Below are 26,671 nucleotides of genomic sequence, written 5' to 3' on the forward strand. Positions count from 1 at the left end.
GCTCTCAGGCGGCGGCGCAGTCGCGGCAGGTGCCGAAGATCTCGACGGTGTGACTCACTTCGGTGAAACCGTTGTCCTCGGCGATGGTCTGTGACCACTGCTCGACCGTCGGGCCCTCGACCTCGACGGTGAATCCGCAGTTGCGGCACACCAGGTGATGGTGGTGCCCGGAGGAGCAGCGTCGGTAGACGGACTCACCTGTGTCGGTGCGTAGGACGTCGATGGTTCCGGCGTCGGAGAGTGCCTGCAGCGTGCGGTAGACGGTGGTCAGGCCGATGCCTTCACCTCGCTTGCGCAGTTCGTCGTGCAATTCCTGTGCCGACTTGAATTCGTCGATGTCGTCGAGCAGGGCGGAGATGGCGCTGCGCTGTTTCGTGGAACGAACGCCGACTGTGGCCGGTCCACGTTTCGAGGTCGTACTGCCCGGGGTGTTCATGCGGTGGAATCTCATCCTTCTTCGGCGTGGGCGACAGCGTCGACGACGATGTGTGCAAGGTGATCGTCGACGAGTCGATAGAGAACTTCTCGTCCGTTGCGCTCGCCGCGGACGACGCCCGCTGCTTTGAGTACGCGCAGATGCTGGCTGATGAGTGGCTGAGTGACACCGAGAGCTCCGACGAGTTCGTGAACGCAACGCTCCGACTCGTGCAACTGAAGCACGATCGCGATCCGAACGGGTGCAGCGAGCGCCCGCAGAATTTCGCCGGCGGCCGCCAGGGTTTCCTTGGGCGGCACGGGCGCGGGCGGTGCGGCTTCGAACGGGTCGTGCGTGTGTCCGAGGTCGGAATGATCATGGCTTTTGTGGAGATCGCCGGTATCCGCAATGCTCACAGCGAGGCTCCTTCGAGGGGTAGATCATGATGTCCGGGCATAGCCATCTCACCACATTATTGCAAATCACTTTCATTTTGATATGCACAAGTATGCATGTCAACCTTGGACGGAAGTGCGTGGCAGCCGCCAGATAGGCTGATGGTGCGAAAAGCGCACGAAAATCATGCATCTATTACCCAGATGGAGAGCAATCGAGTGGCACCCAAGTCCAAGATCGAAGCCGTTGTCAATCTCGCCAAGCGGCGAGGCCTGGTCTACCCGTGCGGTGAGATCTACGGCGGTACCAAGTCCGCATGGGACTACGGCCCATTGGGTGTCGAGCTCAAGGAGAACATCAAGCGCCAGTGGTGGCGCAACATGGTCACCAGCCGCGAGGACGTCGTCGGCCTCGACTCGTCGGTGATCCTGCCCCGCGAGGTGTGGGTCGCGTCCGGTCACGTCGGTGTCTTCAACGACCCGCTCGTCGAGTGCCTCAACTGTCACAAGCGTCACCGTCAGGATCACCTGCAGGAGGCGTACGCGGAGAAGAAGAAGCTCGACAACCCGGACGACGTCTCGATGGATGTCATCGGTTGCCCCGATTGCGGCACCGTCGGCCAGTGGACCGAGCCGCGCGACTTCAACATGATGCTCAAGACGTACCTCGGCCCCGTCGAGAGCGAAGAGGGCATGCACTACCTTCGCCCCGAGACTGCTCAGGGCATCTTCGTGAACTTCGCCAACGTGCTGACCACCTCGCGTAAGAAGCCGCCGTTCGGCATCGGCCAGATCGGCAAGAGCTTCCGCAACGAGATCACCCCCGGCAACTTCATCTTCCGCACCCGTGAGTTCGAGCAGATGGAGATGGAATTCTTCGTCAAGCCGGGCGAGGACGAGCAGTGGCATCAGTACTGGATCGACTACCGCCTTGACTGGTACACCGGCCTCGGTATCAACAAGGACAACCTGCGTCTGTACGAGCATGCGCCGGAAAAGCTTTCGCACTACTCGAAGGGCACGACCGACATCGAGTACCGCTTCCACTTCCAGGGCAGCGAATGGGGCGAGCTCGAGGGCATCGCGAACCGTACCGACTTCGATCTCTCGACGCACTCCAAGCACTCGGGCACCGAGCTGAACTACTACGACCAGACGACGGGCGAGCGGTACACGCCGTACGTCATCGAGCCGGCGGCCGGTCTCACGCGTTCGCTGATGGCCTTCCTGGTCGACGCCTACACCGAGGACGAGGCGCCCAACTCCAAGGGCGGCGTCGACAAGCGCACAGTGCTCCGCCTGGATCGTCGACTCGCTCCCGTCAAGGCTGCCGTTCTGCCGCTCTCGCGTAACGCGGACCTGACGCCGAAGGCCAAAGATCTTGCAGCGCAGCTGCGTCAGAATTGGAACGTCGAGTTCGACGACGCCGGCGCCATCGGTCGTCGTTACCGTCGCCAGGACGAGATCGGCACACCGTTCTGCATCACGGTCGACTTCGACACTCTCGAAGACCAGGCTGTGACGGTGCGTGAGCGTGACTCCATGGCGCAGGAACGCGTCGCCCTCGATCAGGTGGAAAGCTACCTGGCCGCACGGCTGATCGGCTCCTGATTCTCGTTCGAAGCTGACGGGCGGTCCTTCTCAATCGAGAAGGACCGCCCGTTTTCTCTTTCCCCGATGGTCCTTCAGGCGCAGGATCGAAGTTATGAGAAAACTCAGCGTGACCAACAGCGTGACTCTCGACGGTGTCATGCAGGCACCTGGTGGGCCGGACGAGGACCGTCGTGGCGGATTCGAGCACGGTGGGTGGGCAGCACCCTTCAACGATTCCGTCATGGCGCAGAAGATGGGGGAGGGGATGGCGAAGAAATCGGAGTTGCTGTTCGGCCGCAGAACGTACGAAAACTTCGCCTCGTACTGGCCGTTTCAGACCGACAATCCGTTCACCGAGGTGCTCGACAACACGCAGAAATACGTAGTTTCAAGAACTTTGGGTGAACCGCTGCCGTGGAAGAACTCGACCTTGTTGAAAGGTGATGCCGCCGACGCGGTCGCCACGCTCAAGGAAAGTGAGGGCCCGGATCTGGCGATTCTGGGCAGCGGCGACTTGATCACGTCCTTGGCCGAGCGACGTCTCGTCGACACCTACACTCTGCTGATACATCCGCTGGTTCTCGGAACCGGGCGCAGATTGTTCCCCGACGGAGCTGCGCTCGCTCAGTTCACCCTCACCGACAGCGTCCCCACGACAATAGGCGTCATCATCGCGACGTATCAGTTGAGCTGAACGCAGTTGAGCTGAACACAGTCGAGCTGAGTACATCAGGGAACTCGCCGAAATGCCGAATCTGCCAGCGCTGAGTTCTGACTGCTTGCGCGCTGGTCGGCGTAACCCAGGGCGCATAGACCCGGACAGCGCGCTTACCGCCGGAGAAGTTCGTCGAGACGATGTCGTGTTCGACGAGGGTTTCGACGGGAAAGACGAAGTGCCCCGAATGCTCTTCGTCGTATACCTTCACCACGAACAGCATCACGCGGTCGCCGATGTCGAAGGGGCGGATGGGCCCGGCCTCGGAACGGCGCCACAGTGTGACGAACTGACCGAGCTTGGTCGGCGTCGTCTTGGCGGTTCGATAGACGGTGGGAAGGCCGTTGACGGTCAGCGTGTGAGCGTCGTACTCAGCACCCTCGGACTCGGGAATCGGTGTGGACCAGGTAAATCCGTCGGCGTTCATCGGCACCGATGATGCCACGAACCACCGACAACCTTCGTGACGAACGCTGTCGGTGGTAGTCCCGATTCAGGCCGAAGGCACCTTGTCGAGAAACCCGAGGACAAGCGTCACCCGGCCGTCGTCGTCGCGTTCGAGTACGTCGAATCCGTCGATCAGTGACTCGGCCCCCGACGGGCCGAGAGCCCAACCGAATCGGGCCTGTCGGTGATGCGCGTCCACCGGTCCGACGAGGGTGAAGTGCATGCCCGGAAATTGTTGCTGCACAGCGTTGATCATCGCGTCGATCTGATCGTGTCCGGTAACGTCCGCGAGCGGATCGGTGTAGCGACCGCCGGGTGCGAACAATTGCTCGATCCGTGCTTTACGGGCGGTGGTATCGGTTTCGTTCCACATGTCGATGTAGGCGTCGGCGATTGCGTCGAAGTCGCTCATGGTCGCTCCCTTGATCAGTTTCCGGTGGTGAATGTCCGGCGGCCTCGCCGGCTGAGACCACTGTTCCTCCGAAACTGCTTCGGGTCGATTACCTCTGAGGTCATGGCCTCGGCTACCTCGGGTCGCTAACTTGAAAGAATGACCTTCGAGACGATGGACGTGGGCTCCGAACTCAAGCGGTGGCGGGAGCGGCGAAGGCTCACTCAGTTGGGACTCTCGGCGGCGGCAGGAGTGTCGACCAGGCATCTGAGCTTCATCGAAACCGGCCGCTCCAAGCCGAGCCGGGACATGATTCTTCACCTGTCCGAATGTCTGGATGTTCCTCTACGACAACAGAACACGCTTCTGCTGGCAAGTGGCCACGCGCCGGAGTACTCGCAGAAGTCGTTAGCAGAAGCGCCGATGTCAGCGGTCAGTGAGGCCATCGATCGCATCATCGACGCGCATGACCCGTATCCGGCCGTGGTGGTCGATCAGCAGTGGGAGATGGTCGCCGGGAACCAGGCCGTGGGAATTTTGACCGCGGGCGCCGCTGATTTCCTCCTGGAACCACCGGTGAGCGTATTGCGTCTGAGCTTGCATCCCGAGGGCATGGCGCCGCGGATCGTGAACCTCGCGCAGTGGCGGGCCCACCTGCTCACAAGGCTGGCTCGGGAAGTGGAGGTCAGTGCGGATGCGCAGCTGTCGTCGTTGCTCGACGAGCTGCGCGCCTATCCCAGCGGCGGAGACTGGCACGACGACCGCGCGAATTCCCTGCTGGTTCCGTTGCGTGTACGCGTCGGCGATACCGAACTGGCGATGTTCAGCACCACCACAGTGTTCGGTACGCCGCGCGACGTCACGCTCGCAGAGATTGCGATCGAATCGTTCTACCCGTCGGACACGCAGACGGCCGACTACTTTCGATCGGCCGCCGAGGTCACAGGGACTTCTTGCCGAACTTGAGCTTCCACGGCACCAGTGCAGACTCCAACTGAACCGAGAGACTCATCTTGGAGACGCCTTCGGTGCGCTCCTCGAAGCGGATGGGCGTTTCGGCGATCTTCATGCCGCGCTGAACAACTCGGTAGTTCATCTCGACCTGGAACGCGTAGCCGTTGCTCTGCACCGATTCGACGTCGATGTCGCGCAAGGTCTTTGCATGCCACGCCTTGAAGCCGGCGGTCGCATCCTTGACGTGCAGTCGCAGAATGGCATTGACGTAGAAGTTCGCCCAGGCGGACAAAGCCTTGCGGTGCCACGGCCAGTCGCCGGCGACTGCGCCGCCTTCGACATAGCGGGAGCCGAGAACGACTGCCGCATCGGTAGTGGTGAGGATCTCGATCATGGCGGGGATCGCCTCGGACGGGTGCGAGAGATCTGCGTCCATCTGAATGACGATGTCTGCGTTCTCCGCCAGAGCCCGGCTCATGCCCGCGACGTAAGCACGGCCGAGACCGTCCTTGACCGTGCGGTGAAGCACTCCGACCGGGATGGGACCGTCGATACCCAACTTGTCCGCAACCTCACCCGTGCCGTCGGGGGAGTTGTCATCCACCACGAGGACGTGCAGGTTCGGGATCTTCAACGCGGCGAGGCGATCGACGAGCTTTGGCAGGTTCTCACGCTCGTTGTATGTAGGTACAACGACGGTTATCTGCGGGGCGACGCTTTCCATAACACCTTCGTATGATCTGTGATCCCGACTTGCCGGATGAAGCGTACGACGAGTGCGGTCGTGAACAAAGTAGGGATTTTACTACCTCGACGGGATCCGTCAGAACCGGCCGCCGCCGCCTCGACTGGTTCGGCCGCCGCCCCCGCCGCCGAAACCACCGCCGCCGCCACCGCGACCGGAGCGTCCGCTGCTGCTCGGTCCGCCGTACGAGCGGGGCCCGCCGCCACCTCGCAGAATGCTGTTGATCAGGATGCCGCCGAGGATCGCTCCCGTCGCATCGCCGCCGCCGCCACCGCGGGGTCGTTGGTTTGCTTCCCAGGTGTTGACGTCGTTCTGCGCGGCGCGAAGTGAGTGCGTCGCCAAGGTGGTCGCGGCCTGGGCGTGTTGCAGTGCCTTCGACGGATCCGAGGCCTGCAATTGCTGGGCCGCCTGCAGGTGCCGCTGAGCCTCGGCGTAGCGAGTGCGCGCCTCCGCCCCGATCGCGCCGCGCCTGGTTCCGAGGAAGTCGCCTGCAGCGGTCACCTGAGCCTGTGCGGCCAGAATGTCCTGGGCGAGGCGCTGCTGTGCACGTTCGAGCTGCTGCTTCTGCTCCTGAGCGTCGGCAAGAAGCGCGTCGAGTTGGGCGTCGGCTGCGACGATCTGGTTGAAGGCTGTCAGCGGATCGCTGTCCTTCGACGTCTGAGCATTCGCCAACGCTGCCTGGGCTGCGGCCTTCGCGTCCGCCAACTTCTGCCCGCCTTGCGCCAGGTAAGCGTCCGCAGCGGTGATGCCCTGTTGGACGTCGTCCATCGCGGACGGAAGTGTCGCGATGGCGTTTCGGATGTCGTCGGCGGCGTGATCGACGCCGTCGAGTAGCTTGCGTGCCTGATCGAGGGCGGCTTCGGCCGTGCGAATCGCAGTGACGGCAGCGCCTTGCTTACCGGCCGGCAGCGCGGTGGCATCGCGGCCTTCCTCGATCGACTTCTCGGCGAGCGTCAGGCGTTCACTGGCCATCGTGACGTTGTTCACGACAGATGCCAGCGTCGGCGCGGGGAATTGATCCTTCAATTTGGTCAGAATCGCCTCGGATTCGGGCAAGCGCACGCTGAGAGAAACAACACTCTGCGTCAACGCATCGAGACGTGCGGGGGCGTTGATGAGAAGGTCGCGAAGCCCGTCGAACTCCTCGACGCGAGCTTCGAGTTCTTGGTCGGCTCGACCGCACGAGGAAATGATGTCGATCAGCATCTGTCGGCGTTGATCGGGAGTTTCCGGGATGGCGTCGTCGAGTCGCTGCCTGATCGCGAAGGCTTCGGCGAGGGTGGCCTTGGCCTTGTCGAATGCTGCCGAGAAGGGTGCGACGGCGGAATCTCCGAACTCGCTGCGGGCCAGATCGAGCTCCTCCTGGCTGCCGGCGATCGCGTTGTCCGTCTCGACGAGGATCTCCTTCGCGCGTTCGTCGAGCGTCGGCAGCGGGAGTGCGTTGAGGCTGGCGATGTCGTCGGGGGAGATGTTCTTCGCGGCTTCGACGCTTGCCTTGTTCTTGTCGTTCTTGCGCTTACGTGAGTACAGGACCACACCGCCCGTCCCGACCACCACAGCGCCGCCCGCGATGAGGAGTGTTCCGACTCCCATTCCGCCGCTCGTGTTGTTCGCGTCGCCGAGTGCGCCGGCTGCGGCAATTGCCGCGCCGGTCCAATCATCCTCGGCAAGAGCCGGTTCCACCGCGCCGGTATTGATCGATTCGATGTCGGAATCCGTGATGTTGCTCAGCTCAGCGGGCACATCGAGGTAGTAAGCACGCTCCGCCGTGGCAACTGCAAGCAGGACGGACTTGGTACTCAGCGTCGACTTCGTGGCTGTCTGCTGTGCCCACGCCTGGCCACCCAGGTTGTTGAAATCGGGGACGAACGCGACCCACAGATCGATCTGGTGGTCTTCGCCGAGTTGATCGATCGCGGCTTGTATATCGCTGCGTTGCCCGGAATCGAGGACCCCGGAGGTGTCGGTGATGTGATTCGGCAACACCATCGGGGCGTCCGCCGAGGCGAGCGCAGGACTGAAGACGAGCGCCAGCAAAGCGAAAATCGCAGCGACGGCGGCGGCGCTTCCCCGACGCCGAACGGGTCGGGTGGTTGTCCGACTCTGCTCTACCGAGGACAACTGCGCGAAGTGTGGTGCGAGGGCCATGACGCAAATCTATCCGTTGTGGCGCGTCGGCATCGGAGGTGATCGCTGCGAACTGGCAGAATTGCGGGAGTGAAACCTGCTTTCGGTAACCGCCCCCACGACCCATCACCCTCGCGAGCGGGCGGCTTCGGGGCAGGATTGGCTCGCTGGACGCGCCGTCTGATCGCCGGTGCGGTGTTGATGGCCGTGGTTCTGGTCGGGGGTACTGCGTTCCGGGTGTGGCAGGTGGCGCGCATCGACGACACGCGGCCGGCCGACGCGATAGTCGTTCTGGGCGCGGCTCAGTATTCCGGCACTCCGTCGTCCGTCTTCGAGGCCCGACTCGAGCAGGCGTACAAGCTGTACAAGCGCGGAGTGGCTCCGCAGATCATCACTGTCGGCGGTAAACAAGAAGGCGACGAGTACACCGAAGCGGCGTCGGGAAAGATGTATCTGACCGATCGCGGAATTCCTTCGAGTGCGATCACCGCGGTGGAGACCGGTTCGGACACACTGCTCAGCATCGACGCAGTCAGTGCCGAGATGTCTTCGCAGGGAATCAATTCCGCCGTCCTGGTCAGTGATCCGTGGCACTCCTTGCGAACACGGACGATGGCCCGCGACACGGGCCTTCAAGCGTGGACCGCACCTACTCGTCAAGGCCCGGCTGTGTTCACCCGCGAATCCCAGTTACACGGAATCGCTCGCGAAACCGGCGCACTGCTCTGGTATCAGCTCACGCACTTCTCGGCAGACTTCCCCTACACGGCAGGGCAATAGAGACCATGACAGCTCACACCACCTACGGAGGCGGCACCTACTCCGAACACGACCTCGAACGTCGTGTCGTCGAGGCGCCGAAGCGAGCGGGGTTGCCGGGTTCGCAGATCGCAGCGGCGCAGCATCGTTCGGACTTCTCGCGAGATCGGGCCCGCGTCCAACACTCCGCGGCTTTGCGGCGGCTGGCCGACAAGACCCAGGTTGTCGGCCCGCGCGACGGAGACACGCCTCGTACGCGGTTGACACACTCGATGGAGGTCGCACAGATCGGGCGAGGGATCGCCGACGGACTCGGTTGCGATCCGGACCTGGTGGACCTCGCCGGTCTCGCGCACGACATCGGGCACCCACCGTACGGTCACAACGGCGAGAAGGCCCTCGACGAAGTCGCCAAGGACTGCGGAGGTTTCGAGGGCAATGCGCAGAATCTGCGGATCTTGACCAGCCTCGAACCCAAGATCCTGCGCCCCGACGGTCTGAGTGCCGGCCTCAATCTCACCAGGGCATCACTCGACGCAGCCATCAAGTACCCGTGGACCCGGCCGCAGCCCGGCGCGAAGTTCGGGGCATACGACGACGACGCAGAGGTGCTCGCCTGGGTTCGAGAGGGGGCGCTCGAGCGTCGGCAATGCCTGGAAGCTCAGGTCATGGACTGGGCCGACGACATCGCGTACTCCGTGCACGACGTGGAGGACGGGGTGATCGCAGGCCGTATCGACCTTCGCTCGCTTGCTGATCCGTCCGAGCAGCGCGCACTGGCAGAACTGGGGGCCTCCGAGTTTCGGGGGTTGGTAGTCGACGATCTGATCGACGCCGCTCAACGGTTGTCCGAACTCCCCGTCGTACGCGGGGTCGGAAGTTTCGACGGAACACTCGGAAGTTCCGTCGCGTTGAAGAATCTCACGAGTGAATTGGTGGGTCGCTTCGCCACCGCGGCGATCGCCAGCACCCGGCTGACACACGGTGACCGACCCCTCTCGCGCTATCAAGCCGACCTCGACATACCCGAGGCCGTCGCATCCGAGGTGGCGTTGCTCAAGACCGTGGCGCTGTACTACGTGATGTCCGACGCCGGACACAAAGCGCGTCAGGATCGGCAGCGTGATCGTGTTCATCGCGTCGCGGAATGGCTGCTGGCAACTGCGCCGGCCGGGCTCGATCCGATCCTGCTGCCCGCGTGGGAACGCGCCGCGGACGACGGTGCTCGGGTCCGGGTAGTGGTGGATCAGATCGCGTCGTACACGGAGAGTCGGCTGGAACGGGTGGACAAAGCGAGCCTGGGCGCGCAGGCCAGCTGGGGCTGAGCCACTTACGCCCTCAGCAAGTCATCCGCGTCGACGGGTCGGTAGTGGTATCGAGCCACTTGCCGTAAGCGTCGCCACCTGCTGCGCGAACGTCCTTGCAGATCTTCGACTCGGTGTTCCCGGATTCGCGATACACCGTGTAGATCGCCGTCCCCGAATCGGAGACTTGACGCAGTGACGGGCAGGACTGGTCTGTGCGTAGGTATTTCGAGCCGGGGAACGCGTCGAGGTAGTTCTGGATCTCGCTGGCGTACGTTGCCGGATCGGTGGCATTGGCCAACACCACGATTCCGGTTCCTTTGCATGAGGGGACGGTGATCGGCTTGCTCACCCCGAGATCGCCGTTCTTCGTGGCGGGGTTCGGCGCCCGCGTGGTCGTGGTTGCCTGCTGTCCGGCGGTGGGTAGCGGCTCGAGCTTCGGCGTTCTGACCGGATCCTGAATGGGCGCCAGTGCCGACGTGGCGGTGGAAGCTGCTACAGCGGTTGGTGATTCGGGGCCCGAATTCCCCAGCGTCACCCAGGCCGCCGTGCCTCCTGCGGCCAGAACGAGTGCAATTCCAGCCGCACCGATCGCGATCGGTGCTCGGTTTCGCTTGGTCTTTGTCACGATGTGCGTGTAGTTCCCGTGAGCGGGATTCGCCGTGGTGTAGATGGGCGGCCCGACGATCGTGGGGTGCAGTCCGCCGGCGGCACCGGGGGTGTCGGTCGTCGAGAGGGTCTGCCGCGCTTGGAGTGCGAGCGCTCCCGTAGTCGGATAGCGGTGTGCGGGATCCTTTGCCATGCCGCGAGCCACGATGGCGTCAAAACCTTGCGGGAGCGATGGAACCGTCAGCGTGGGGCGTGGCGGCCGAGCGTTCAGGTGCGAATTGACCAGATGCTCGATGCTTGTGGTGTTGAAAGGTGTTGTTCCGGTGAGTGATTGGTAGAGGACACAAGCCAGGGAATAGACATCCGCTGCGGCCGTCGGCGTTTCGATTCCGAACCGCTCCGGCGCCATGTACGCATAGGAACCGACTGCGCTTCCCTCGGTGGTGATCTTCGTGTCCGTCTGTGAGTATGCGATTCCGAAGTCGACGAGGTAGGCGAAGCCGTTGTTCGTGAGAATGATGTTGTCTGGTTTGACGTCGCGATGGATGAGCCCGCGGGCATGTGCGGCGTCCAACGCCGAGGCGATTTGCGAGACGATGTCGACGGCTCGCGCCGGGGTGAGTCTGCCGAACTCGGCCAACTCCGCGCGCAACGTATGACCTTCGACCAATCGCATGTCGATGAAGAGAACTCCGTCGATCTCGCCCCAGTCGTGCACCGGGATCACGTGCGGTTCGTTCAGGGCGGCGGTGGTGCGAGATTCTCGGCGGAAACGAGCTTGGAATGACGGGTCGGCCGCAAGCTCTCGATGGAGCAACTTGAGAGCGACCAGGCGATCCTTCGAGGTGTCGTACGCCTCGTACACTTCACCCATTCCGCCTCGGCCGAGGAGGCTACGCAACTCGTACACGCCGAATCGGGTTCCTGATCGCCCTTCGTGCGCGCTCGAGGCGTTTTCAGTCATCGTCGGTCCCATCGCTGCGTTGCAGAGTCGGCCATCAACATATCGTTGTCAGGAGGTGCCGGGGGACCGCCTAGACTGATGTACGTGGCGGGCCGAATTTCTGACAGAGACATCGCGGCCATTCGCGAACGCACTCGCATCGAGGACATCGTCGGTGAATACGTTTCACTCAAGCGTGCCGGTGGCGATTCGATCAAAGGTCTGTGTCCCTTTCACGACGAGAAGTCGCCGTCGTTCCACGTGCGACCCAACCACGGCCTCTACCACTGCTTCGGCTGCGGTGAGGGTGGTGACGTGTACTCGTTCCTGCAGAAGATGGATCACATCAGCTTCGTAGAGGCCGTCGAGCAGTTGGCGGATCGACTCAGCTACACGATTTCGTACGAGGGCGGCGGACCGTCCGTTCAGCGCGATCGCGGCACCCGTGCACGCTTGATCGCAGCAAACGCGGCGGCTCAGGAGTTCTACGCCGCTCGTCTGCGCGAACCCGATGCCCAGGCGGCTCGCGACTACCTCACCGAGCGAAACTTCGACGGTGCAGCGGCCCTGCAGTTCGGGTGTGGATACGCGCCAGAAGGTTGGGACACTCTCACAAAACACTTGATGTCCAAAGGTTTCGAGTTCAAAGAACTAGAAGCAGCCGGGCTGTCCAAAGAAGGCCGGCGAGGTCCGATCGACCGGTTCCATCGCCGACTTCTGTGGCCGATCCGCAGCGTCGCCGGTGACGTCATCGGCTTCGGTGCCCGCAAGCTCTTCGACGACGACACCATGCCGGGTAAGTACGTCAACACGCCGGAAACGATTCTCTACAAGAAGTCTCAGGTCTTGTTCGGCTTGGACCTCGCCAAGCGCGACATCGCCAAGGGACACCAGGCGGTAGTCGTCGAGGGTTACACCGACGTCATGGCGATGCATTTGGCCGGCGTCAAGACCGCCGTCGCTTCGTGCGGAACCGCCTTCGGTGAGGAGCACCTTGCGATGCTCCGCCGACTCCTGATGGACGACAGCTACTTTCGCGGTGAGATCATCTACACCTTCGACGGTGACGCCGCGGGGCAGGCCGCTGCGATGAAGGCGTTCGAGGGTGATCAAAAGATGGCCGGGCAGACGTTCGTCGCCGTCGCGCCCGACGGAATGGACCCGTGCGATCTGCGACTGAAGTCTGGTGACGCCGCCGTTCGCGACCTCGTGGCACGGCGCACTCCGATGTTCGAGTTCGTGGTGAAGTCCATCCTCACCGAACACGATCTGGAGACCGCTGAAGGTCGTGTCGAGGCACTGCGTCGTACCGTGCCCGTCGTTGCGCAGATCAAGGAATCAACTCTGCGCGACAGCTACGCGAATCTGTTGTGCGGATGGGTCGGTTGGGACGATCTTCCGTCGGTTCGACGACGCGTGCGTGACGAAGCTCGCAAACGGGCGTCGACGCGTGGATCGTCACCGGCGCCCAAGCGTCGTCAGGTTGTCGACCAACCTGCTGCCGATGCGCTTGCGCTGCCGATCGGAATCTCCAGGCCCCGGCCCAACGATCCCGCGCTCTCGACGCAGCGAGCTGTCCTCAAGGCCGCATTGCAGCACCCTGGCATCGCCGGCAGTGTCTTCGACTCGTTGCCGCCCGAGACGTTCACCCACCCCGCCTACGTTGTCATCAGACAGGCAATGGCTGACGCCGGTGGAACGAGCAAGGGACTCGGCGGCGCCGAGTGGATCGAAGTCGTCACCAAGGGCGTCGAAGACATGACGGTGGCCTCGGTTGTATCTGAGCTGGCCGTCGAACCGATGCCGTGTGACGAAGACACGGTTCCGCGCTACATCAACGGAGTGCTCGCACGACTGCAGGAAGCGTGGGTGGGCGAGCAGGTTGCCGACCTCAAATCCAAGCTTCAGCGCGTTTCACCTGCTGCAGCCCCCGAGGAGTACAACTCACTGTTCGGCGACCTCGTGGCGCTGGAGCAGTATCGCCGACAGCTGCGTGAGCAGGCTGTCGGCGACCAAAGCGTCTGACCTAGCGGTTTTTCTTCAACTGGTCGTGGGGGACCAGAATCGTAGTCTCCTCGTTGATCGGCTTCATCGGCTCGAGCTTGGGCTGAGTACTCAGTGAGTCGGCCAGCTTCTGCCGTGACGCGTCCAACACCTTCTTGGTGGCCGGACTGGTGGCCACCGCCTTCGCGGCCCGGCTGATCTGCTCGTATCGTGCGCGGCCCGCTTTGGTTCCCAGGACGTACCCAGCTGCAACACCGATCAACAAACGCATCATTCCTGCTTCCCTCCAGCACCGATCGTCCTGACTCCATCCTGCCTGATGACTCGCTGGGCAGGCGATTTGGTACTTCGGTGAAGGATTCGCTACAGTTTCTCAGGCAACGCCGGAACGGGCGAAGCGAGCAAGACAATCCCCTGTAGCTCAATTGGCAGAGCTTCCGACTGTTAATCGGACGGTTGCTGGTTCGAGTCCAGCCGGGGGAGCAGCAAAGCCCCTCACCTGAGAAATCGGGTGGGGGGCTTTCTTGTTGTGGTCTGATCTTGTTTTTGTCTGACCTAGTGCGCTCGCAGCAGACCCACCGATCGAAGTGCCGATTCGACGTCTGCCGCCTTGTTTGCTTGTTCGCCGCGAATTCCCAGCCGTCGAGCGCTGAGGACGTTCACCGGGTTGTCGTCGACGAAGAAGGTCTGCTGTGGACGCGCATCGAGCAACTCCAGCGCAGCCAGGAAGGCCGCAGGTTCGGGTTTGGTAGCTCCGAGCATGCAGGAGAAAACATGCTCGTCGATTGCCGATGGAGTTACGACACTCTCGATGGCGGCCAAGAGAACAGGTCCGTTGTCGGAGAGTGTGGCGACCACGACCCCCTCGCTTCGAAGCGCGATTGCGAGATCGATGACCGCGCGGTCCGGGATGAAGGCCTTGGCCCAGGCTCGGCGTAGCTCGTCGCGGTCACCAGGAAACCCGAGTCGTCGAAAGCGTTCCAGGATCGCGGTTTCGGAGTGAATGCCGAGATCGCATTCCTGGTCGAACCCGGACGCGAACACGAGGGCATGAATCTCGTCTTCCGTGACGCCGATGGCCGCAGCCAGTTCTGCGGCGCGACGGTCAGGCTCGAATCGACACAGCACGCCACCCAAGTCGAACAACACGAGTTCAGGTGGTCCGCTGTCGTTCGCCATGTCGCAGAGGATAGGCGGCATCAGCATCAGTGAACGCGAAGCGAAGATGATGGCGGCGGAGATGCGAAAAGCCCGACGCAATACTCTGCGTCGGGCTTTCGGCGGAACCGTCGAACTGTTCGGCCGGTGCGCCTACTTCGCTGCGCGATCCGACGGCTCGAACAGTCGGACGATGTGGCTGGGGTTGATGTAGTAGACACCATTCGGAGAATTGAGAACGAGAGTGTCTTCGGTGAAATCGGTGACGGTGCCGTTCAGCTTCGCGCCGTCGGACATGATGATCCGGATCGTGGCCTTCGAGTTCTTGAATTCGGTCAGTGCAAGCTTCATGTGGTGATCCTGTTCCGTGGGGTGTGCACTCCCACGGTATCGGCTCATCGCGCCTGTGCCGACCAACCTTGGAAGACTCGACTCGAAAGAGTGCAACGCGTCACCGCCTGCCCGATTGTGATCCGCGTCGGATGTGCCGGTAACATTCGGATTCGCCGCGATGCATCGCATCCGGATGGGGCGGTAGCTCAGTCGGTTAGAGCCGTGGACTCATAATCCATTGGTCGCGGGTTCGAGCCCCGCCCGCCCCACAGAATAATTGCAGCTCAAATGCACTTTTGAAGAATTCGGGATGGCGTCTTTTTGCGTATGCCCACATTCTGCCCACGTTCTCAATCAATCCACGCTTCCGGCTCTATGCTGGTCACCTTGCTCTCGGCATGGGCGGCAGCATCGATTTTCGATGCCACATCACCCCTGGTTCCCGCCGACAAATCGGGCGAACTCTTTGCGGTCGGGGTATCCCGGTGGGAAGTAGCAGTCACCGGGGGTGCGGAAGCGGAAGCCGGACCGAACGCAGGGCCGAATTATGTCGTGGCGAGATGCGCGATCAGCGGAACGAAATTGGCGGACTATCCGACGATTCGCAGAACTGATGGCCGAGCTTCGTTCGGCGTGCCGCGCTACGCAACTCTTACTCCACGGCGGGCCGACTAAGTGCGCCGACAATCAGGAGTAGAAGGAGTATCTATGACACGACCTTGGGTAAGCCGGTTTGGTCCGATGGTTCAGGCTGGAAGGACGCAGCCGGAACGGTCGTATGGCTGCGTTCACTACCCTTCGGCTGGTTAATAGCGACCACAACCAGAGGTATTACCGCGACCCAAAAGATCGGGTCTATATCCCGGAATTTGGTTGCCACTTCTGTTGCGCCTGTTACGAAGAAGGCGACCATGTACGCGAGTGGGTAGAACTGGCCTTTCCTGGCCCAGCATGCGGCGGACCTGGAGGCGACGAGTAGCAGTATGCCGACAGTGAAGGCAGTGAGTAGTCCGCCAGTCGCCAGTGAATTCACGAGCATGTTGTGTCCATGGAACGCGATATCTATAAGGTCGTTTCGTACTTTGCTGATCTCGCTGTACCAGGCTTGCCCGTTGCCGAATACAGGATTTTCGCGCCAGGCTGCGAGGCTGCCAATCCAGATCCTGCCTCTCGACGACAGTGCGTTGGCATCAGTTGTCATCAATGGAATTGTGACCATCGTGGCGGCCGCAGCCATCAGAGCCACTGCGGCCCACTTTCCACGGAGCGGGCTACTCAGGAGTTTTGCAATGAAGACTGCAGCAAAGGCGGCGAGAGTGGCGGCGAGCGCAGTCCTTGACCCGGACCACAAAACTGCAACTCCGACAATACCTATCAGCGTCCATCTTACGCGAGAGCTTTGTGTGAGTAGGACTGCTGGAGCACCAAGGGCCAGAATAACTCCGAGCACGTTCGGGTGGTTGTAAAACCCTGCGAGGAGAGTGGATCCGAAGTTCGCTTTTTCGGAATCAGTGAGTGCGCCACTGGCCCCTGCCATCAAGCCTTTTGCCGGTGCGACTAGTCCGAGCGTGATGCTGCCTGCGGCAACAAGCCCGATCATCGGTGCCAGTATCCTGAGGTCAGTGATTGTAGCGGAGAAGGCGTAGAGGGCGAGCACCACTGCCGGGTACGCCGCCGCGTGTATAGGCGGCACACCCGTTTCGTACATGGTGTGGGCGATGGCCAGTGCCCAGGGGGCTAGGCAAGCCCAAAGCGCGATCTGACTGTGTTCCCCCACCTCTAGGGAGGAGTTTTTACGGACGATTGCAAGTGCGCAGCACAGCAGGGTCAGGTAGATCAGAGCGTACGAAACTAGAGCCGCGGCCTGGGCTGTGGAGGCTACGTCAGCTACTGCGTTGGCGCGCCGCTTGGTCAGCGCGACTTGAGTGAGACCCGGGATGGTGCAGGCAAGGAACGCGACGATGAGGATTGTCGAGATTTGTTTCCGACTCGGGTTTGGCTGTTCATGTTGGTTGGCCGATTTGGTGCGCCGCATCCGTCCGGACGCCCATGGCATGACGAGAGTGGCGCCTGCTGAGACGGCCGTTCCGATGAAGATAACGAGGATGGCGGTGTCTACTGTCTTAGGTTCAAACATCGACACGGTCCAGCGCTAGGTGAGGCATCGTTTCATTGTCCGGTGCGCTGGTGCCTTGGCCTACGGGTTTTGGTGCGTGGATCGTGCGACGAAGGTCCTATTTGTTTGTCGGGTGTCGCTACAAAGCCCCAATCTCGTTGCGAGGTGAGTCGATCCTCTGCGTTTGCACAAGGATCTTTGCGGTTGCACATGAATGTCGCACCTTCGTCGATCTCAGACGAGATGGAGGTCTCGGATCCGGATACCCAATCCTCGACAAGTATCGGGAGCGCAGTGCAATTGGGCGCAACCGAGCGAGCGACGTGCCGGACGTGAAGGAAATGTAGGTACCTATCCGGGTATTTCAGCGTGTGTGCTCGACGTACAGAAGTGTCACGCTGTAGACGTGCCTAACGGTGTAGGTACAAGGCAGTCGAGCCGTCCCCCCCCCGCGGCTCGGCTGCACCCAACTGTTGAGGTGGGGACCGAATAGACGCGTTAGAACTGTCGGCTGAAAGTTCCGTACCGACTCGGAGAGGGATGCGACTCGGGACCGTACGCGCAGCTACGAGATCGGTTGTCTTACGCCAGGTTCGTGATCACCGGCCCCATCATGGACAGCCGTCCTCGGTCCGCGATCGTGGCCGACGTAAACGGTCGAAATCCGTTCCACAGCTGAGCAATCCACGCCGCTATTCGTTGACGCGCTGACCGGCAGCCGACTGTCGGAAACGACTCCACGCGAGGAACGGCAACGATAGTGGGCCCCGCAACTGCGGGGCCCTTTCCCTGTCTGAAAAGCGCTGTCGGACTTGGGTCATCACCATTGAGGACTTCGTGCTCGATCACTGGAAACGAGAGCCAACGAGGGCTGTCTCGCCGTCCTTGTCTGCGTCGGATCCATTTTGCCGAGCTTCGTGAATTGCAGAATCCGCAGCCCGCGAGAGCTCAGTAGTTGCCTTGATCGGGTGCAAAACCGGGCAATCGGAACAAAACACTTGTCGATGCGTTACAACTATTGTAAAAGTGTAACGACGAACTGCAAGTGAACAGCAACTTGAAGGTCTCGCTACCGGAAGCCGATGGGCGCCGGGGGAGATTCGTCTGCTGTCGATGGACGCGACGCCGTTGGGCGGCACGGATAAAGGCTCTGTGAATTGCGCCGGGTCGCACCCCTGATCAACCTGACAGACCAACGTAACGGAGAACATACTGTGACAATCAAGAACTCGATCGGGCCTGGTGTCGAAGCCGATCATGGAAACAGGCTGTTTGGCAACACTATTCGATCGCCTGAAGGTGAGGAACTGGTCCAGCGGCTGAATGCCATGTTCGAGCGAGCGAACAGCGCAGGTCAGGTGGTGAATCAACGAGAACTCTCGACCGTGCTTTCTGTGCGGAGATCCGAGGGTTCGCCGGTCGACCGGTCGATTCCGGCGCCTGACAGGCTGATGCATGCGATCGAGGGACTCTCGTACGAATCCCTTTCCCTGTTGATTTGTGCGGCCGAGCATTTACTGCGTTCGGAAGGGGTACATGTCGACTCGACGCCCTTCACGTGAGGGGCGACGAGACCCGTCGAGGAAATCGAAGTGATCGGTCCGTCGCCGACGAACGAGTATTTTGTCACGAACGGAATGACGTAGTTACGTCGTCGTTTGTAATTCTGTTGTGCGACCGGCGAATCAGGCCTCCGGCGTTGCTCGGTCGCACGATCCCGATTTCGCTGCTTCGAAGGCTTCTTGGGTGCGCTCACGCGCCTCAGCGTCGAATCCTCTTCAGTCGTCGTGCGGTCCGCTCGTGTCATCGCGGACTCGATCGATCGGTGACGCGGAATCAGTCGGAGTAGGTCCCAGTTCTTCGGCCGATCCGAGTATCGACCGGCAAATCTTGTCGACGGAGTCAGATGCCGATACCGGCACAGAAATACGGATCAACATTCACCTCGGGAAGCCGCATGAAGTGAATTGACTATCGCAGTCTGCTGTTGTGGTGTGAACGTTGCCCAGGCGCTGGCGGAACCCACGAGTTCAGGGACATCGTTCCATCCAGGGCTCTGTAGCCGGGCCAACGCCGCCTCGACCGTCCCGAAAACTTCGAGGTACGCATGTGCGTCGTCGCATGTGAAGGCGAGTTCGTGGGGTTCCGCGTCGCCCACGTCCCCGCCACACGAAGTAAGCATCAGCACGAATGGAGTCGCAATAGCGATCATGATTCGCTTCATCGGCCAATCGAAGCAGACTGACCCCGCCCTGGCGGACTATTCTCGATCCATGCCGATCACCCCGGATACAAAGAACTGGACCTGGGTCCTCGAACGCCCATGCGCCGAGTGCGGGTTTGATTCGTCCGCTGTGGCGTTCGCGGATGTTCCAGATCTTGTGCGTAGCAATGCCGTCTCGTGGGCCGAGGTACTGGAGCGCGAGAATGTGACGGAGCGACCGGACAGCGAAACATGGTCAGCGCTGGAGTATTCCGCCCACGTACGCGACGTGTTCCGGATCTTCAAGGTGCGGTTGGAACAGATGCTCGAATTCGACGATCCGCGATTCGAGAACTGGGATCAGGACGCAACAGCCGAGGCCGAGCGGTACAACGACCAAGATCCGGCAAAGGTGGCATCGGAATTGTCCGACGCCGCGGCGGAGGTCGCGAATGCCTTCGAAACCGTGCCAGAGGGCAGCCGCCAACGACGGGGTCTCCGCAGTGACGGATCGGCGTTCACCGTCGAATCGTTGGCGGCCTACTTCATTCACGATCCGATCCATCACCTGCACGACGTCTCGGTGTAGTCAGAGCCCGCGCACCTCCTCGAGGGTTCTTCTGGCTCCGACGGAGTGCAATGAGTCGAGGGTCTTTCGGAAGCTTGCGACAAATCGGCGATCGTCCACGAGATCGCCGAACACTTGTCGGTACCCGATGAAGGCCAACGGGTCGCTCGACTGTTTCTGGGCGAGCGGCACCAGAGTGTCCGACAGCTGATCGACGACGGTGATGGGATCTCCGTTCTCGTCTGTGCCCTCGGCGTAGCGGGCCCAGCTAGCGACAATTGCGGTGGACAGGTTGATCGACCCACCGGTGTCGAGTTGGGTCCGGATGACGGGCAACAGCCACTTGGGAATTCGATCGGACGACTCGGCGCACAGACGTGCAATCGTGTCGCGGATCTGGGGGTTCGAGAATCGTTCGATGAGGGTCTTCTTGTACTGATCCAGGTCGACGCCGGGTACCGGGTCAAGGGTCGGCGTCGCTTCGAGATTCATGTAGTCGAGCAGGAACCCCGACAAGAGTTCGTCCTGGCATGCCTCGTGGACCAGGCGGTATCCGGCAAGGTAGCCGAAGTAAGCGATGCCTTGATGGCCGGCATTGAGAAGGCGCAGTTTCATCAGTTCGTACGGGCGAACATCCGGCACGAGATTGACGCCGGCATTCTCCAGAGGTGGCCTGCCTGAGGTGAACTCGTCCTCGAGGAACCACGCGGTGAACGGCTCAGCCGCGACCGGCCACTGATCTTCCACGCCAAACGTCTCGGCGATCTCGGTGGTCACCTCGGCTGTCGTGACGGGTGTGATCCGGTCGACCATGGAGTTGGGGAAGGCGCCGTTCTCGTCGATCCATTCCGCAAGTTCGGGATCTTTCAGAGCGGCGAAGGCTTCGACAGCCGTCTTGGCGACCGATCCGTTGCCTTCGATGTTGTCGCAACTCATGATCGTGAACGGGGCGAGGCCCCGGTCGCGACGGAGTGCGAGTGCCGCACAAATCAGACCGAAGGTGGTGCGGGGGAGTGTTCCCGGCTCGAGATCGTGCATTACATCGGGATCGGACGCGTCGAACTCACCCGTAGTGTGCGAGATGTTGTATCCGCCCTCGGTGATGGTGAGAGATACGATTTTCGTCGATTCGGATGCCATCTTTTCGATCACCGCCTCCGGATCCTCCGGAGCGAACAGGTACTCGACGATCGACCCGATGACCCGGGCCTCGAGGGTTCCGTCGGAATGCTTGAGCGCCAGCGTGTAGAGGCCGTCCTGCGCGCGGAGTGCGTCTTTCATTCGCTTGTCCGACGGCATCACTCCCACTCCGCAGATTCCCCAGTCGAAGCCCTCACCGCGTCGCAGGAGAGCATCGATGTACATGGCCTGGTGTGCACGGTGAAAGCCTCCGACACCGAAATGCACTATGCCGGTAGTAACTTTGCTCCGGTCGTAGGTCGGCACTTCGAGTGCAGCATCGAAGTCGAGCAGGGTCTTCGTATTGAGTTCCATGAAAGTACTAGTCTCCTTCGGCGACAATGACTACGGCTTTGATGCTGCCGGGAATGCGATCGGCCACCAGGGCCTCTTGCGACTGTTCGAGTGAAAAGCGTGCTGTGACCATCGAGTCCAGATCGACGCGCCCGGCAGCGACCAGTGCGGCGGCGATCGGCCACGTGTTGGCGTATCGGAACACTCCGGTGAGCATCAGTTCGCGATTCTGAATGATCGGGACCGGCAACGGTATCTCGTCGGCACCCATTCCGACCAGAACGACGGTTCCAGCGGGCCGAACTGCGTGAATCCCGTCGATCACTGCGGCCGTGGCCCCCGACGCGTCGATGAATGCGTCGACGGCCAGCGAGCGTACGTCGCTTACATGGGGATCAACGACGGTTGTTGCGCCGAATTTCAGTGCCACATCACGCCGGGCCGCGTCGATGTCCGAGACGATGACTTCCGTCGCGCCGAATGCCTTGGCCACCTGCGTCGTCACGATTCCTACCGGGCCGGCGCCGGCGATCAACACCCGAGAGCCGGCAGTGATCCCCGCCTTCTGGGCTGAGGCGATCCCTACGGAAAGTGGCTCGAACAGCGCAGCTGCCTCGTAGGACACGGAATCTGCGATGGGATGGGCGAAGTCGGCACCGATCGTGACGTAGTCGGTCAGCGCACCGTCGATCGGCGGCGTCGCGAAGAACTCCATATGAGGGCAGAGGTTGTATCTGCCTGCCTTGGATTCGGGACTTGTCGGATCGGGCTTCTGAGGCTCGATGGAGACACGCTGCCCGATGCGTCTTGGGTCGACGCCGTCACCGACCGCAGCGATGCGTCCCGATGCTTCGTGTCCGAGAACGAGCGGTGAGTTGACTACGTAAGGGCCGATGCGACCTTCGTGAAAGTAGTGCGCGTCCGACCCGCACACGCCCACGGCATGGATGCGAACGAGGACTTCACCCGCCTTCGGGGACGGTCGTGGTCTCTCGACCATCTGCATCTTTCCGGTCTCGACGAGGACATTTGCCCGAATTGTCGCAGGTAGATCGACGGATTCTCCGGAAACTGTTGTGTGGGTCACAACGTAGATGTTAGCTTAATGAGCATAAGAACATCTAGTGAGCATTTGCTCACGATCAAGAAACTTTGAACCTGATGCACAAGGAGACCGCGTGAACCAGTCGGCTCAGCCCACAGGACTCAAGACGTCGAAGTTGCCCGCTTCCGAAGATGTGCGGCTCGCCTTGCGGGCAGCGACCATGTATCACCTCGAAGGTGCCACTCAGGCGGAGATTGCAGCGAAGTTGGGCGTCTCGCGGCCGACAGCCGGGCGACTGTTGGCCAGGGCGCGGACGCAAGGTTTGGTCAGGGTCGAGATTTTGGTACCGCCTGAGCTCGAAGGTTCGGTGAACACGGAGTTGGAATCGAAGCTGGAGAAGCACTTCGGGTTGGCCGAAGTGTTGATCGTCCCCGAAGCGATTTCGGATGCGGACGACCCGGACTTCGACGCACTCGGTCGAAGAGCAGCGGAAGTTCTGGTTCGTCGTCTGCAGCCGTCGAGCGTTCTCGGGTTTACCTGGGGTCCGGAAACCGTTGCGGTAGCAGGATCTTTGCCAGACAAGGCCGCGAAGTGCTCGGCTGTGGTACAACTTGACGGCTCCATGACGGTGACCGACTACCAAACCGGTGTCGACTTCACCATCGGCCGATGTGCACAACAGTTGCAGGCCAATCCTATTCGTCTCAACGCTCCGCTGTATGCCGACCCGGCGACTGTGGAGTCGATGCGAAACGACTCGGTGATCTCGAAGGCGCTGCATGCCGGAACTGATTCCGACATCATGGTTTTCGGAGTTGGTGCCGTCTCGACGGCCACGACCTTGTTTGCCGGTAGCTTCGTCGACTCGACCATGCTGGACGAGTTGGAAAGTCGAGGCGCTGTCGGTGAAATCGGCGGCCGCTTCTACACGATCGACGGCAATCCAGTGGAGGGGCCACTGCCTGAGCGAACGGTCTCCGTATCGCTCGACGCAGTGAAATCCTGCGATCAGACGATTCTGATTTCGGGGGGAACACACAAACGCCAGGCCGTTCTGGGCGCATTGCGCGGAGGTTTGGCAAACGTACTCGTCACCGACGTCGAGTGCGCCCAGTGGCTGCTCGAAGGCTAGCGATCTCACGAGTTTCGCGGTCCGAGCGCGCGACTGACACGCAAGTGTGAAGGAAGGTAATCCGTGAAAACAGGAAGACGAGTGTGGGGCGCTGCCGCGGCGGCGCTCTGCCTCCTGGTGTCGGGATGTGCGGGCGCTGGTGCGCTCGGTGGTTCCGGCGAACGAACAGTCACCATCGCGATGGTGTCGAACTCGCAGATGCAGGACGCCATCAAACTGGCGCCGGCTTTCGAAGCCGAGAACCCTGGCATCGACCTCAAATTCGTCAGCCTTTCCGAGAACCAGGCGCGCGCCAAGATCACGGCCTCGACGGCAACCGGCGGCGGTGAGTTCGACGTCGTGATGATCAGCAACTACGAGACACCTCAGTGGGCCGCCAACGGTTGGCTCACGAACCTGTCCGAGTATGCAGACAAGACGCCCGGTTTTGACGAGGACGACTTCGTACCGTCGATCAAGACTTCTCTGTCATACGAGGACAGTATGTACGCGGTTCCGTTCTACGGGGAGTCGTCGTTCCTGATGTACCGCAAGGATCTGTTCGATCAGGCGGGGATAACAGTTCCCGAAGACCCGACGTGGCAAGAAGTCGCAGGTTGGGCAGCGCAGTTCGACAACCCGGATGCCAAGATGGCGGGAATCTGCTTGCGCGGAAAGCCTGGCTGGGGTGAGGTACTCGCACCGCTGAACACAGTGATCAACACCTTCGGTGGACGCTGGTACGACGAGAATTGGAATGCGCAGCTGACCAGTCCGCAGGTCGAGGATGCGGTTCAGTTCTACGTGGACACGGTCAAGGAGCACGGTCAGCCGGGTCCTGCCACAAGCGGATTCGGTGAATGTGCAACACAATTCGCGCAAGGCAACACGGCGATGTGGTACGACGCGACGTCGGCTGTGTCGGTTCTCGAGGACCCTGCGTCGTCGAAGGTAGTCGGCAACATCGGATATGCGAAGGCCCCGAAGGTCGAGAAGTCCGATCCTGGTTGGCTCTACACGTGGGCGCTCGGAATCCCGGAGTCGGCAAAGAACAAAGATGATGCCTGGAAGTTCATTTCCTGGATGACGAACAAGGACTACATCCAGAAGGTCGGAACCGAACTCGGCTGGTCGAGAGTTCCTCCGGGAAGTCGCCTATCGACCTACGAGATTCCGGAATATCAAGAGGCCGCACAGGCATTCGGTCCGATCACCCTCGAATCGATCAACAATGCAGATCCGAAAAACCCTACAGTGCAACCGGTTCCGTACACCGGCGTCCAGTTCCTAACCATCCCTGAGTTTCAGGACCTGGGCACTCGCGTCAGCCAGCAGATCAGTGCGGCCATCGCGGGTCAGAAGAGCGTGAAAGAAGCACTCGAACAATCCCAGCAGTATGCCGAGGTGGTCGGCAAGACCTATCAGGAGAACCGATGACTACGGTTGCCGAGCCCAGAACTACGGTGGACGACGCGCCACCGGTCCGTGTCGAAAAGAAGATCTCCCGCGCCGAGGGTTGGCGTCGTAGAGGTCCCCTGTTGCCGGCGTTGATCTTTTCGATCGTCGTCACCCAGATTCCGTTTCTGTTCACCCTCTACTACTCGACGCAGTCGTGGAACCTTGTCCGGCCGGGATCGCGGCACTTCAACGGGTTCGACAACTACATCGAGGTTTTCAAGGACAGTCAGTTTCGGGAAGTCGCGGTCAACACGGTCATCATGATCGTGGGGACGGTCATCGTTTCGGTGATCCTCGGACTCGCGTTGGCACTGCTACTCGACAGAGCCTTCCTCGGTCGCGGGATCGTGCGGACACTGCTGATCACGCCGTTTCTCATCACCCCCGTCGCTGGCGCATTGCTCTGGAAGACAACAATGTTCGACCCGGTGTTCGGTATCGTGAACTTCGTCCTCCAGCCTTTCGGTGTCGGCCAGGTCGACTGGGTCAGCAAGTTTCCGCTCGCCGCCGTCATGATCAATCTGATCTGGCAGTGGACGCCTTTCATGATGCTGCTCATTCTGGCCGGCTTGCAGTCCATGCCCCGAGACATCCTCGAAGCCGCACGGGTGGACGGAGCCAAGCCGTTTGCGATGTTCCGCGAACTGACACTGCCGCACCTGCGCCGTTTCATCGAACTCGGTGCAGTTCTGGGTGCGATCTATCTCGTGAACACCTTTGACGCGGTGTACATGATGACGTCGGGCGGGCCAGGCGTGGCCAGTTCGAACCTGCCGTTCTACATCTACCAGCGCGCGTTCCTCGGCTTCGACGTAGGTCAAGCTGCGGCGATGGGTGTCGTGACAGTGATCGCGACCATCATCGTGTCGACACTTGCGCTCCGATTGATCTTCAAGAGCTTCACCGGCAGCGAGGAGGCGGCGTGATGACTGCCGTAGAGACGACAAGCGTGACGACCGACAAACCCGTCGTCAAGAAAAAGAAGAGCAGTAAGTTCAGTCCGTGGTCGGTCGTGGCGTGGATCGCCGCTCTGGGATTCTTCTTCCCGGTCTTCTGGATGGTCCTGACCGCATTCAAGACCGAGGCAGACGCCTACACGGATCCGCCGAAGTTGTTCTTCACCCCGACGCTCGAGCAGTTTCGTGCCGTTCTCGATTCCGGTCTCGGCACGACGCTGGCGAACTCGGCATTTGCCACAGGAATGTCGACGATTCTTGTTCTGCTACTGGGTGTTCCGGCGGCTTTTGCGCTCTCGCTTCGCCCGGTGAAGAAGACTCAGGATGTGCTGTTCTTCTTCATCAGTACCAAGATGCTCCCAGTCGTCGCTGCAATCGTGCCGCTGTACGTGATCGTCAACGACATCGGATTGCTCGACAATATCTGGGCGCTGGTCATCTTGTACACATCGATGAATCTGCCGATCGCAGTGTGGATGATGCGTTCGTTCTTTCTCGAAGTCCCCGGCGAACTTCTCGAAGCTGCCAGCATGGACGGCGCGAGTTTGTGGACCTCGGTTCGCGAGGTGATCCTCCCGCTGATCTCGCCCGGAATTGCTGCGACTGCGCTGATCTGCGTGATCTTCTCGTGGAACGAATTCTTCTTCGCCGTCAACCTGACAGCTGTTCAAGCACAGACGATTCCGGTCTTCCTGGTCGGGTTCATCACCGGCGAGGGCCTGTACTGGGCTCGGCTCTCCGCGGCAGCGACCATGGCGGCATTGCCCGTCATCCTGGCCGGTTGGTTCGCCCAGAACAAACTGGTGCGCGGCCTGTCCTTCGGTGCAATCAAATAATTCTCCTCACCCT

25 protein-coding genes and 2 tRNA genes are annotated in these 26,671 nt (G+C 61.1%); 14 read left to right on the forward strand and 13 right to left on the reverse strand.

Features of this window, described 5'->3' with window-relative positions; all coding sequences use genetic code 11:
• Window positions 1–4: 4 nt before the first annotated feature.
• Window positions 5–436 carry a Fur family transcriptional regulator gene (locus M1L53_RS25490; protein WP_003944514.1) on the reverse strand — a complete coding sequence of 144 codons (432 nt, stop codon included), beginning with the start codon at window positions 434–436 and terminating at the stop codon, window positions 5–7.
• Between the two features lie 11 nt (window positions 437–447).
• Window positions 448–831 carry a metalloregulator ArsR/SmtB family transcription factor gene (locus tag M1L53_RS25495; RefSeq protein ID WP_003944457.1) on the reverse strand — a complete coding sequence of 128 codons (384 nt, stop codon included), beginning with the start codon at window positions 829–831 and terminating at the stop codon, window positions 448–450.
• 198 nt (window positions 832–1,029) lie between these two features.
• On the opposite strand from M1L53_RS25495, the gene M1L53_RS25500 reads away from it, so the two are divergent.
• Complete coding sequence (locus M1L53_RS25500) at window positions 1,030–2,421, forward strand: glycine--tRNA ligase (protein ID WP_003944491.1); 1,392 nt, start codon at window positions 1,030–1,032, stop codon at window positions 2,419–2,421.
• Window positions 2,422–2,515: 94 nt separating this feature from the next.
• A complete protein-coding gene (locus M1L53_RS25505; RefSeq protein ID WP_054187672.1) occupies window positions 2,516–3,097 on the forward strand; it encodes a dihydrofolate reductase family protein in 582 nt (193 codons plus the stop codon).
• Here M1L53_RS25505 and M1L53_RS25510 read toward each other — a convergent pair.
• Window positions 3,072–3,563 carry a MepB family protein gene (locus M1L53_RS25510; protein ID WP_054187671.1) on the reverse strand — a complete coding sequence of 164 codons (492 nt, stop codon included), beginning with the start codon at window positions 3,561–3,563 and terminating at the stop codon, window positions 3,072–3,074. The genes M1L53_RS25505 and M1L53_RS25510 overlap by 26 nt on opposite strands.
• A gap of 48 nt (window positions 3,564–3,611) precedes the next feature.
• The gene (locus M1L53_RS25515; protein WP_054187670.1) at window positions 3,612–3,977 is read right to left on the reverse strand and encodes a nuclear transport factor 2 family protein; all 366 of its coding nucleotides are present in this window, start codon (window positions 3,975–3,977) and stop codon (window positions 3,612–3,614) included.
• A gap of 138 nt (window positions 3,978–4,115) precedes the next feature.
• Between M1L53_RS25515 and M1L53_RS25520 the strand changes: the two genes are divergently transcribed.
• Window positions 4,116–4,922 (forward strand): helix-turn-helix domain-containing protein, encoded by an 807-nt coding sequence (locus M1L53_RS25520; RefSeq protein WP_054187669.1) that lies wholly within the window; start codon window positions 4,116–4,118, stop codon window positions 4,920–4,922.
• Here the strand turns inward: M1L53_RS25520 and M1L53_RS25525 are convergent.
• Together M1L53_RS25525 and M1L53_RS25530 are read right to left on the reverse strand one after the other, a co-directional pair.
• Window positions 4,897–5,634, reverse strand: a complete 738-nt coding sequence (locus M1L53_RS25525) for a polyprenol monophosphomannose synthase (protein ID WP_003944487.1) — start codon at window positions 5,632–5,634, stop codon at window positions 4,897–4,899. The genes M1L53_RS25520 and M1L53_RS25525 overlap by 26 nt on opposite strands.
• 99 nt (window positions 5,635–5,733) lie before the next feature.
• Window positions 5,734–7,803 (reverse strand): TPM domain-containing protein, encoded by a 2,070-nt coding sequence (locus tag M1L53_RS25530; protein ID WP_054187668.1) that lies wholly within the window; start codon window positions 7,801–7,803, stop codon window positions 5,734–5,736.
• A gap of 180 nt (window positions 7,804–7,983) precedes the next feature.
• Between M1L53_RS25530 and M1L53_RS25535 the strand changes: the two genes are divergently transcribed.
• Both M1L53_RS25535 and M1L53_RS25540 read left to right on the forward strand, forming a co-directional pair.
• Complete coding sequence (locus M1L53_RS25535) at window positions 7,984–8,562, forward strand: YdcF family protein (protein WP_128638009.1); 579 nt, start codon at window positions 7,984–7,986, stop codon at window positions 8,560–8,562.
• 5 nt (window positions 8,563–8,567) lie between these two features.
• Window positions 8,568–9,866, forward strand: coding sequence for a deoxyguanosinetriphosphate triphosphohydrolase (locus M1L53_RS25540; protein WP_261949279.1), 1,299 nt, complete (start codon window positions 8,568–8,570; stop codon window positions 9,864–9,866).
• A 13-nt stretch (window positions 9,867–9,879) separates the two neighbouring features.
• Here the strand turns inward: M1L53_RS25540 and M1L53_RS25545 are convergent, their stop codons facing one another.
• Window positions 9,880–11,418 carry a serine/threonine-protein kinase gene (locus M1L53_RS25545; protein WP_397517565.1) on the reverse strand — a complete coding sequence of 513 codons (1,539 nt, stop codon included), beginning with the start codon at window positions 11,416–11,418 and terminating at the stop codon, window positions 9,880–9,882.
• Window positions 11,419–11,502: 84 nt separating this feature from the next.
• On the opposite strand from M1L53_RS25545, the gene dnaG reads away from it, so the two are divergent.
• Window positions 11,503–13,422: a DNA primase gene (dnaG, locus tag M1L53_RS25550; protein WP_030536590.1), complete on the forward strand. Its 1,920-nt coding sequence runs from the start codon at window positions 11,503–11,505 to the stop codon at window positions 13,420–13,422.
• Window position 13,423: 1 nt separating this feature from the next.
• On the opposite strand, the gene M1L53_RS25555 is transcribed toward dnaG, so the two are convergent.
• On the reverse strand, window positions 13,424–13,675 hold the full coding sequence (locus tag M1L53_RS25555) for a hypothetical protein (protein ID WP_003941570.1): 252 nt from the start codon (window positions 13,673–13,675) through the stop codon (window positions 13,424–13,426).
• Window positions 13,676–13,811: 136 nt separating this feature from the next.
• On the opposite strand from M1L53_RS25555, the gene M1L53_RS25560 reads away from it, so the two are divergent.
• Window positions 13,812–13,884: transfer RNA gene (locus tag M1L53_RS25560), tRNA-Asn, on the forward strand.
• 72 nt (window positions 13,885–13,956) lie between these two features.
• On the opposite strand, the gene M1L53_RS25565 is transcribed toward M1L53_RS25560, so the two are convergent.
• Both M1L53_RS25565 and M1L53_RS25570 read right to left on the reverse strand, forming a co-directional pair.
• Window positions 13,957–14,580: an HAD-IA family hydrolase gene (locus M1L53_RS25565; RefSeq protein ID WP_223304513.1), complete on the reverse strand. Its 624-nt coding sequence runs from the start codon at window positions 14,578–14,580 to the stop codon at window positions 13,957–13,959.
• Window positions 14,581–14,712: 132 nt separating this feature from the next.
• Complete coding sequence (locus tag M1L53_RS25570) at window positions 14,713–14,910, reverse strand: hypothetical protein (RefSeq protein WP_223304512.1); 198 nt, start codon at window positions 14,908–14,910, stop codon at window positions 14,713–14,715.
• 177 nt (window positions 14,911–15,087) lie between these two features.
• On the opposite strand from M1L53_RS25570, the gene M1L53_RS25575 reads away from it, so the two are divergent.
• A tRNA-Ile gene (locus M1L53_RS25575) sits at window positions 15,088–15,161 on the forward strand.
• 437 nt (window positions 15,162–15,598) lie between these two features.
• Here M1L53_RS25575 and M1L53_RS25580 read toward each other — a convergent pair.
• Window positions 15,599–17,029: an O-antigen ligase gene (locus M1L53_RS25580; RefSeq protein ID WP_054187649.1), complete on the reverse strand. Its 1,431-nt coding sequence runs from the start codon at window positions 17,027–17,029 to the stop codon at window positions 15,599–15,601.
• A gap of 1,136 nt (window positions 17,030–18,165) precedes the next feature.
• Here M1L53_RS25580 and M1L53_RS25585 point away from each other — a divergent pair.
• Together M1L53_RS25585 and M1L53_RS25590 are read left to right on the forward strand one after the other, a co-directional pair.
• Window positions 18,166–18,570: a hypothetical protein gene (locus tag M1L53_RS25585; RefSeq protein ID WP_231783477.1), complete on the forward strand. Its 405-nt coding sequence runs from the start codon at window positions 18,166–18,168 to the stop codon at window positions 18,568–18,570.
• Between the two features lie 711 nt (window positions 18,571–19,281).
• Window positions 19,282–19,800: a DinB family protein gene (locus tag M1L53_RS25590; RefSeq protein ID WP_030536585.1), complete on the forward strand. Its 519-nt coding sequence runs from the start codon at window positions 19,282–19,284 to the stop codon at window positions 19,798–19,800.
• On the opposite strand, the gene M1L53_RS25595 is transcribed toward M1L53_RS25590, so the two are convergent.
• Window positions 19,801–21,273, reverse strand: a complete 1,473-nt coding sequence (locus tag M1L53_RS25595) for a mannitol dehydrogenase family protein (RefSeq protein WP_054187647.1) — start codon at window positions 21,271–21,273, stop codon at window positions 19,801–19,803.
• 7 nt (window positions 21,274–21,280) lie between these two features.
• Window positions 21,281–22,291 carry an NAD(P)-dependent alcohol dehydrogenase gene (locus tag M1L53_RS25600; RefSeq protein WP_050657017.1) on the reverse strand — a complete coding sequence of 337 codons (1,011 nt, stop codon included), beginning with the start codon at window positions 22,289–22,291 and terminating at the stop codon, window positions 21,281–21,283.
• A 139-nt stretch (window positions 22,292–22,430) separates the two neighbouring features.
• Between M1L53_RS25600 and M1L53_RS25605 the strand changes: the two genes are divergently transcribed.
• From M1L53_RS25605 to M1L53_RS25620, 4 genes are all read left to right on the forward strand, one after another.
• On the forward strand, window positions 22,431–23,429 hold the full coding sequence (locus M1L53_RS25605; protein ID WP_042921924.1) for a sugar-binding transcriptional regulator: 999 nt from the start codon (window positions 22,431–22,433) through the stop codon (window positions 23,427–23,429).
• A gap of 63 nt (window positions 23,430–23,492) precedes the next feature.
• Window positions 23,493–24,845 (forward strand): sugar ABC transporter substrate-binding protein, encoded by a 1,353-nt coding sequence (locus M1L53_RS25610; RefSeq protein WP_054187646.1) that lies wholly within the window; start codon window positions 23,493–23,495, stop codon window positions 24,843–24,845.
• On the forward strand, window positions 24,842–25,792 hold the full coding sequence (locus M1L53_RS25615; protein ID WP_007731135.1) for a carbohydrate ABC transporter permease: 951 nt from the start codon (window positions 24,842–24,844) through the stop codon (window positions 25,790–25,792). Before M1L53_RS25610 ends, M1L53_RS25615 begins: the two co-directional genes overlap by 4 nt.
• The gene (locus M1L53_RS25620) at window positions 25,792–26,658 is read left to right on the forward strand and encodes a carbohydrate ABC transporter permease (protein ID WP_007731137.1); all 867 of its coding nucleotides are present in this window, start codon (window positions 25,792–25,794) and stop codon (window positions 26,656–26,658) included. The genes M1L53_RS25615 and M1L53_RS25620 overlap by 1 nt, the downstream gene beginning before the upstream one ends.
• The last annotated feature ends 13 nt before the right edge of the window (window positions 26,659–26,671 follow it).

Origin of the sequence: Rhodococcus sp. T9N (assembly GCF_024436645.1) — a bacterium.
Lineage (GTDB): Bacteria > Actinomycetota > Actinomycetes > Mycobacteriales > Mycobacteriaceae > Rhodococcus_F > Rhodococcus_F qingshengii.

What these genes read in the sequence shown, in the direction of transcription:
- M1L53_RS25490 (WP_003944514.1), bottom strand. Translation starts at nt 436, where the DNA reads ATGAACACCCCGGGCAGTACGACCTCGAAACGTGGACCGGCCACAGTC.
- M1L53_RS25505 (WP_054187672.1), top strand. Translation starts at nt 2,516, where the DNA reads ATGAGAAAACTCAGCGTGACCAACAGCGTGACTCTCGACGGTGTCATG.
- M1L53_RS25515 (WP_054187670.1), bottom strand. Translation starts at nt 3,977, where the DNA reads ATGAGCGACTTCGACGCAATCGCCGACGCCTACATCGACATGTGGAAC.
- M1L53_RS25520 (WP_054187669.1), top strand. Translation starts at nt 4,116, where the DNA reads ATGACCTTCGAGACGATGGACGTGGGCTCCGAACTCAAGCGGTGGCGG.
- M1L53_RS25525 (WP_003944487.1), bottom strand. Translation starts at nt 5,634, where the DNA reads ATGGAAAGCGTCGCCCCGCAGATAACCGTCGTTGTACCTACATACAAC.
- M1L53_RS25530 (WP_054187668.1), bottom strand. Translation starts at nt 7,803, where the DNA reads ATGGCCCTCGCACCACACTTCGCGCAGTTGTCCTCGGTAGAGCAGAGT.
- M1L53_RS25535 (WP_128638009.1), top strand. Translation starts at nt 7,984, where the DNA reads ATGGCCGTGGTTCTGGTCGGGGGTACTGCGTTCCGGGTGTGGCAGGTG.
- M1L53_RS25540 (WP_261949279.1), top strand. Translation starts at nt 8,568, where the DNA reads ATGACAGCTCACACCACCTACGGAGGCGGCACCTACTCCGAACACGAC.
- M1L53_RS25545 (WP_397517565.1), bottom strand. Translation starts at nt 11,418, where the DNA reads ATGACTGAAAACGCCTCGAGCGCGCACGAAGGGCGATCAGGAACCCGA.
- M1L53_RS25555 (WP_003941570.1), bottom strand. Translation starts at nt 13,675, where the DNA reads ATGATGCGTTTGTTGATCGGTGTTGCAGCTGGGTACGTCCTGGGAACC.
- M1L53_RS25565 (WP_223304513.1), bottom strand. Translation starts at nt 14,580, where the DNA reads ATGGCGAACGACAGCGGACCACCTGAACTCGTGTTGTTCGACTTGGGT.
- M1L53_RS25570 (WP_223304512.1), bottom strand. Translation starts at nt 14,910, where the DNA reads ATGAAGCTTGCACTGACCGAATTCAAGAACTCGAAGGCCACGATCCGG.
- M1L53_RS25580 (WP_054187649.1), bottom strand. Translation starts at nt 17,029, where the DNA reads ATGTTTGAACCTAAGACAGTAGACACCGCCATCCTCGTTATCTTCATC.
- M1L53_RS25590 (WP_030536585.1), top strand. Translation starts at nt 19,282, where the DNA reads ATGCCGATCACCCCGGATACAAAGAACTGGACCTGGGTCCTCGAACGC.
- M1L53_RS25595 (WP_054187647.1), bottom strand. Translation starts at nt 21,273, where the DNA reads ATGGAACTCAATACGAAGACCCTGCTCGACTTCGATGCTGCACTCGAA.
- M1L53_RS25615 (WP_007731135.1), top strand. Translation starts at nt 24,842, where the DNA reads ATGACTACGGTTGCCGAGCCCAGAACTACGGTGGACGACGCGCCACCG.
- M1L53_RS25620 (WP_007731137.1), top strand. Translation starts at nt 25,792, where the DNA reads ATGACTGCCGTAGAGACGACAAGCGTGACGACCGACAAACCCGTCGTC.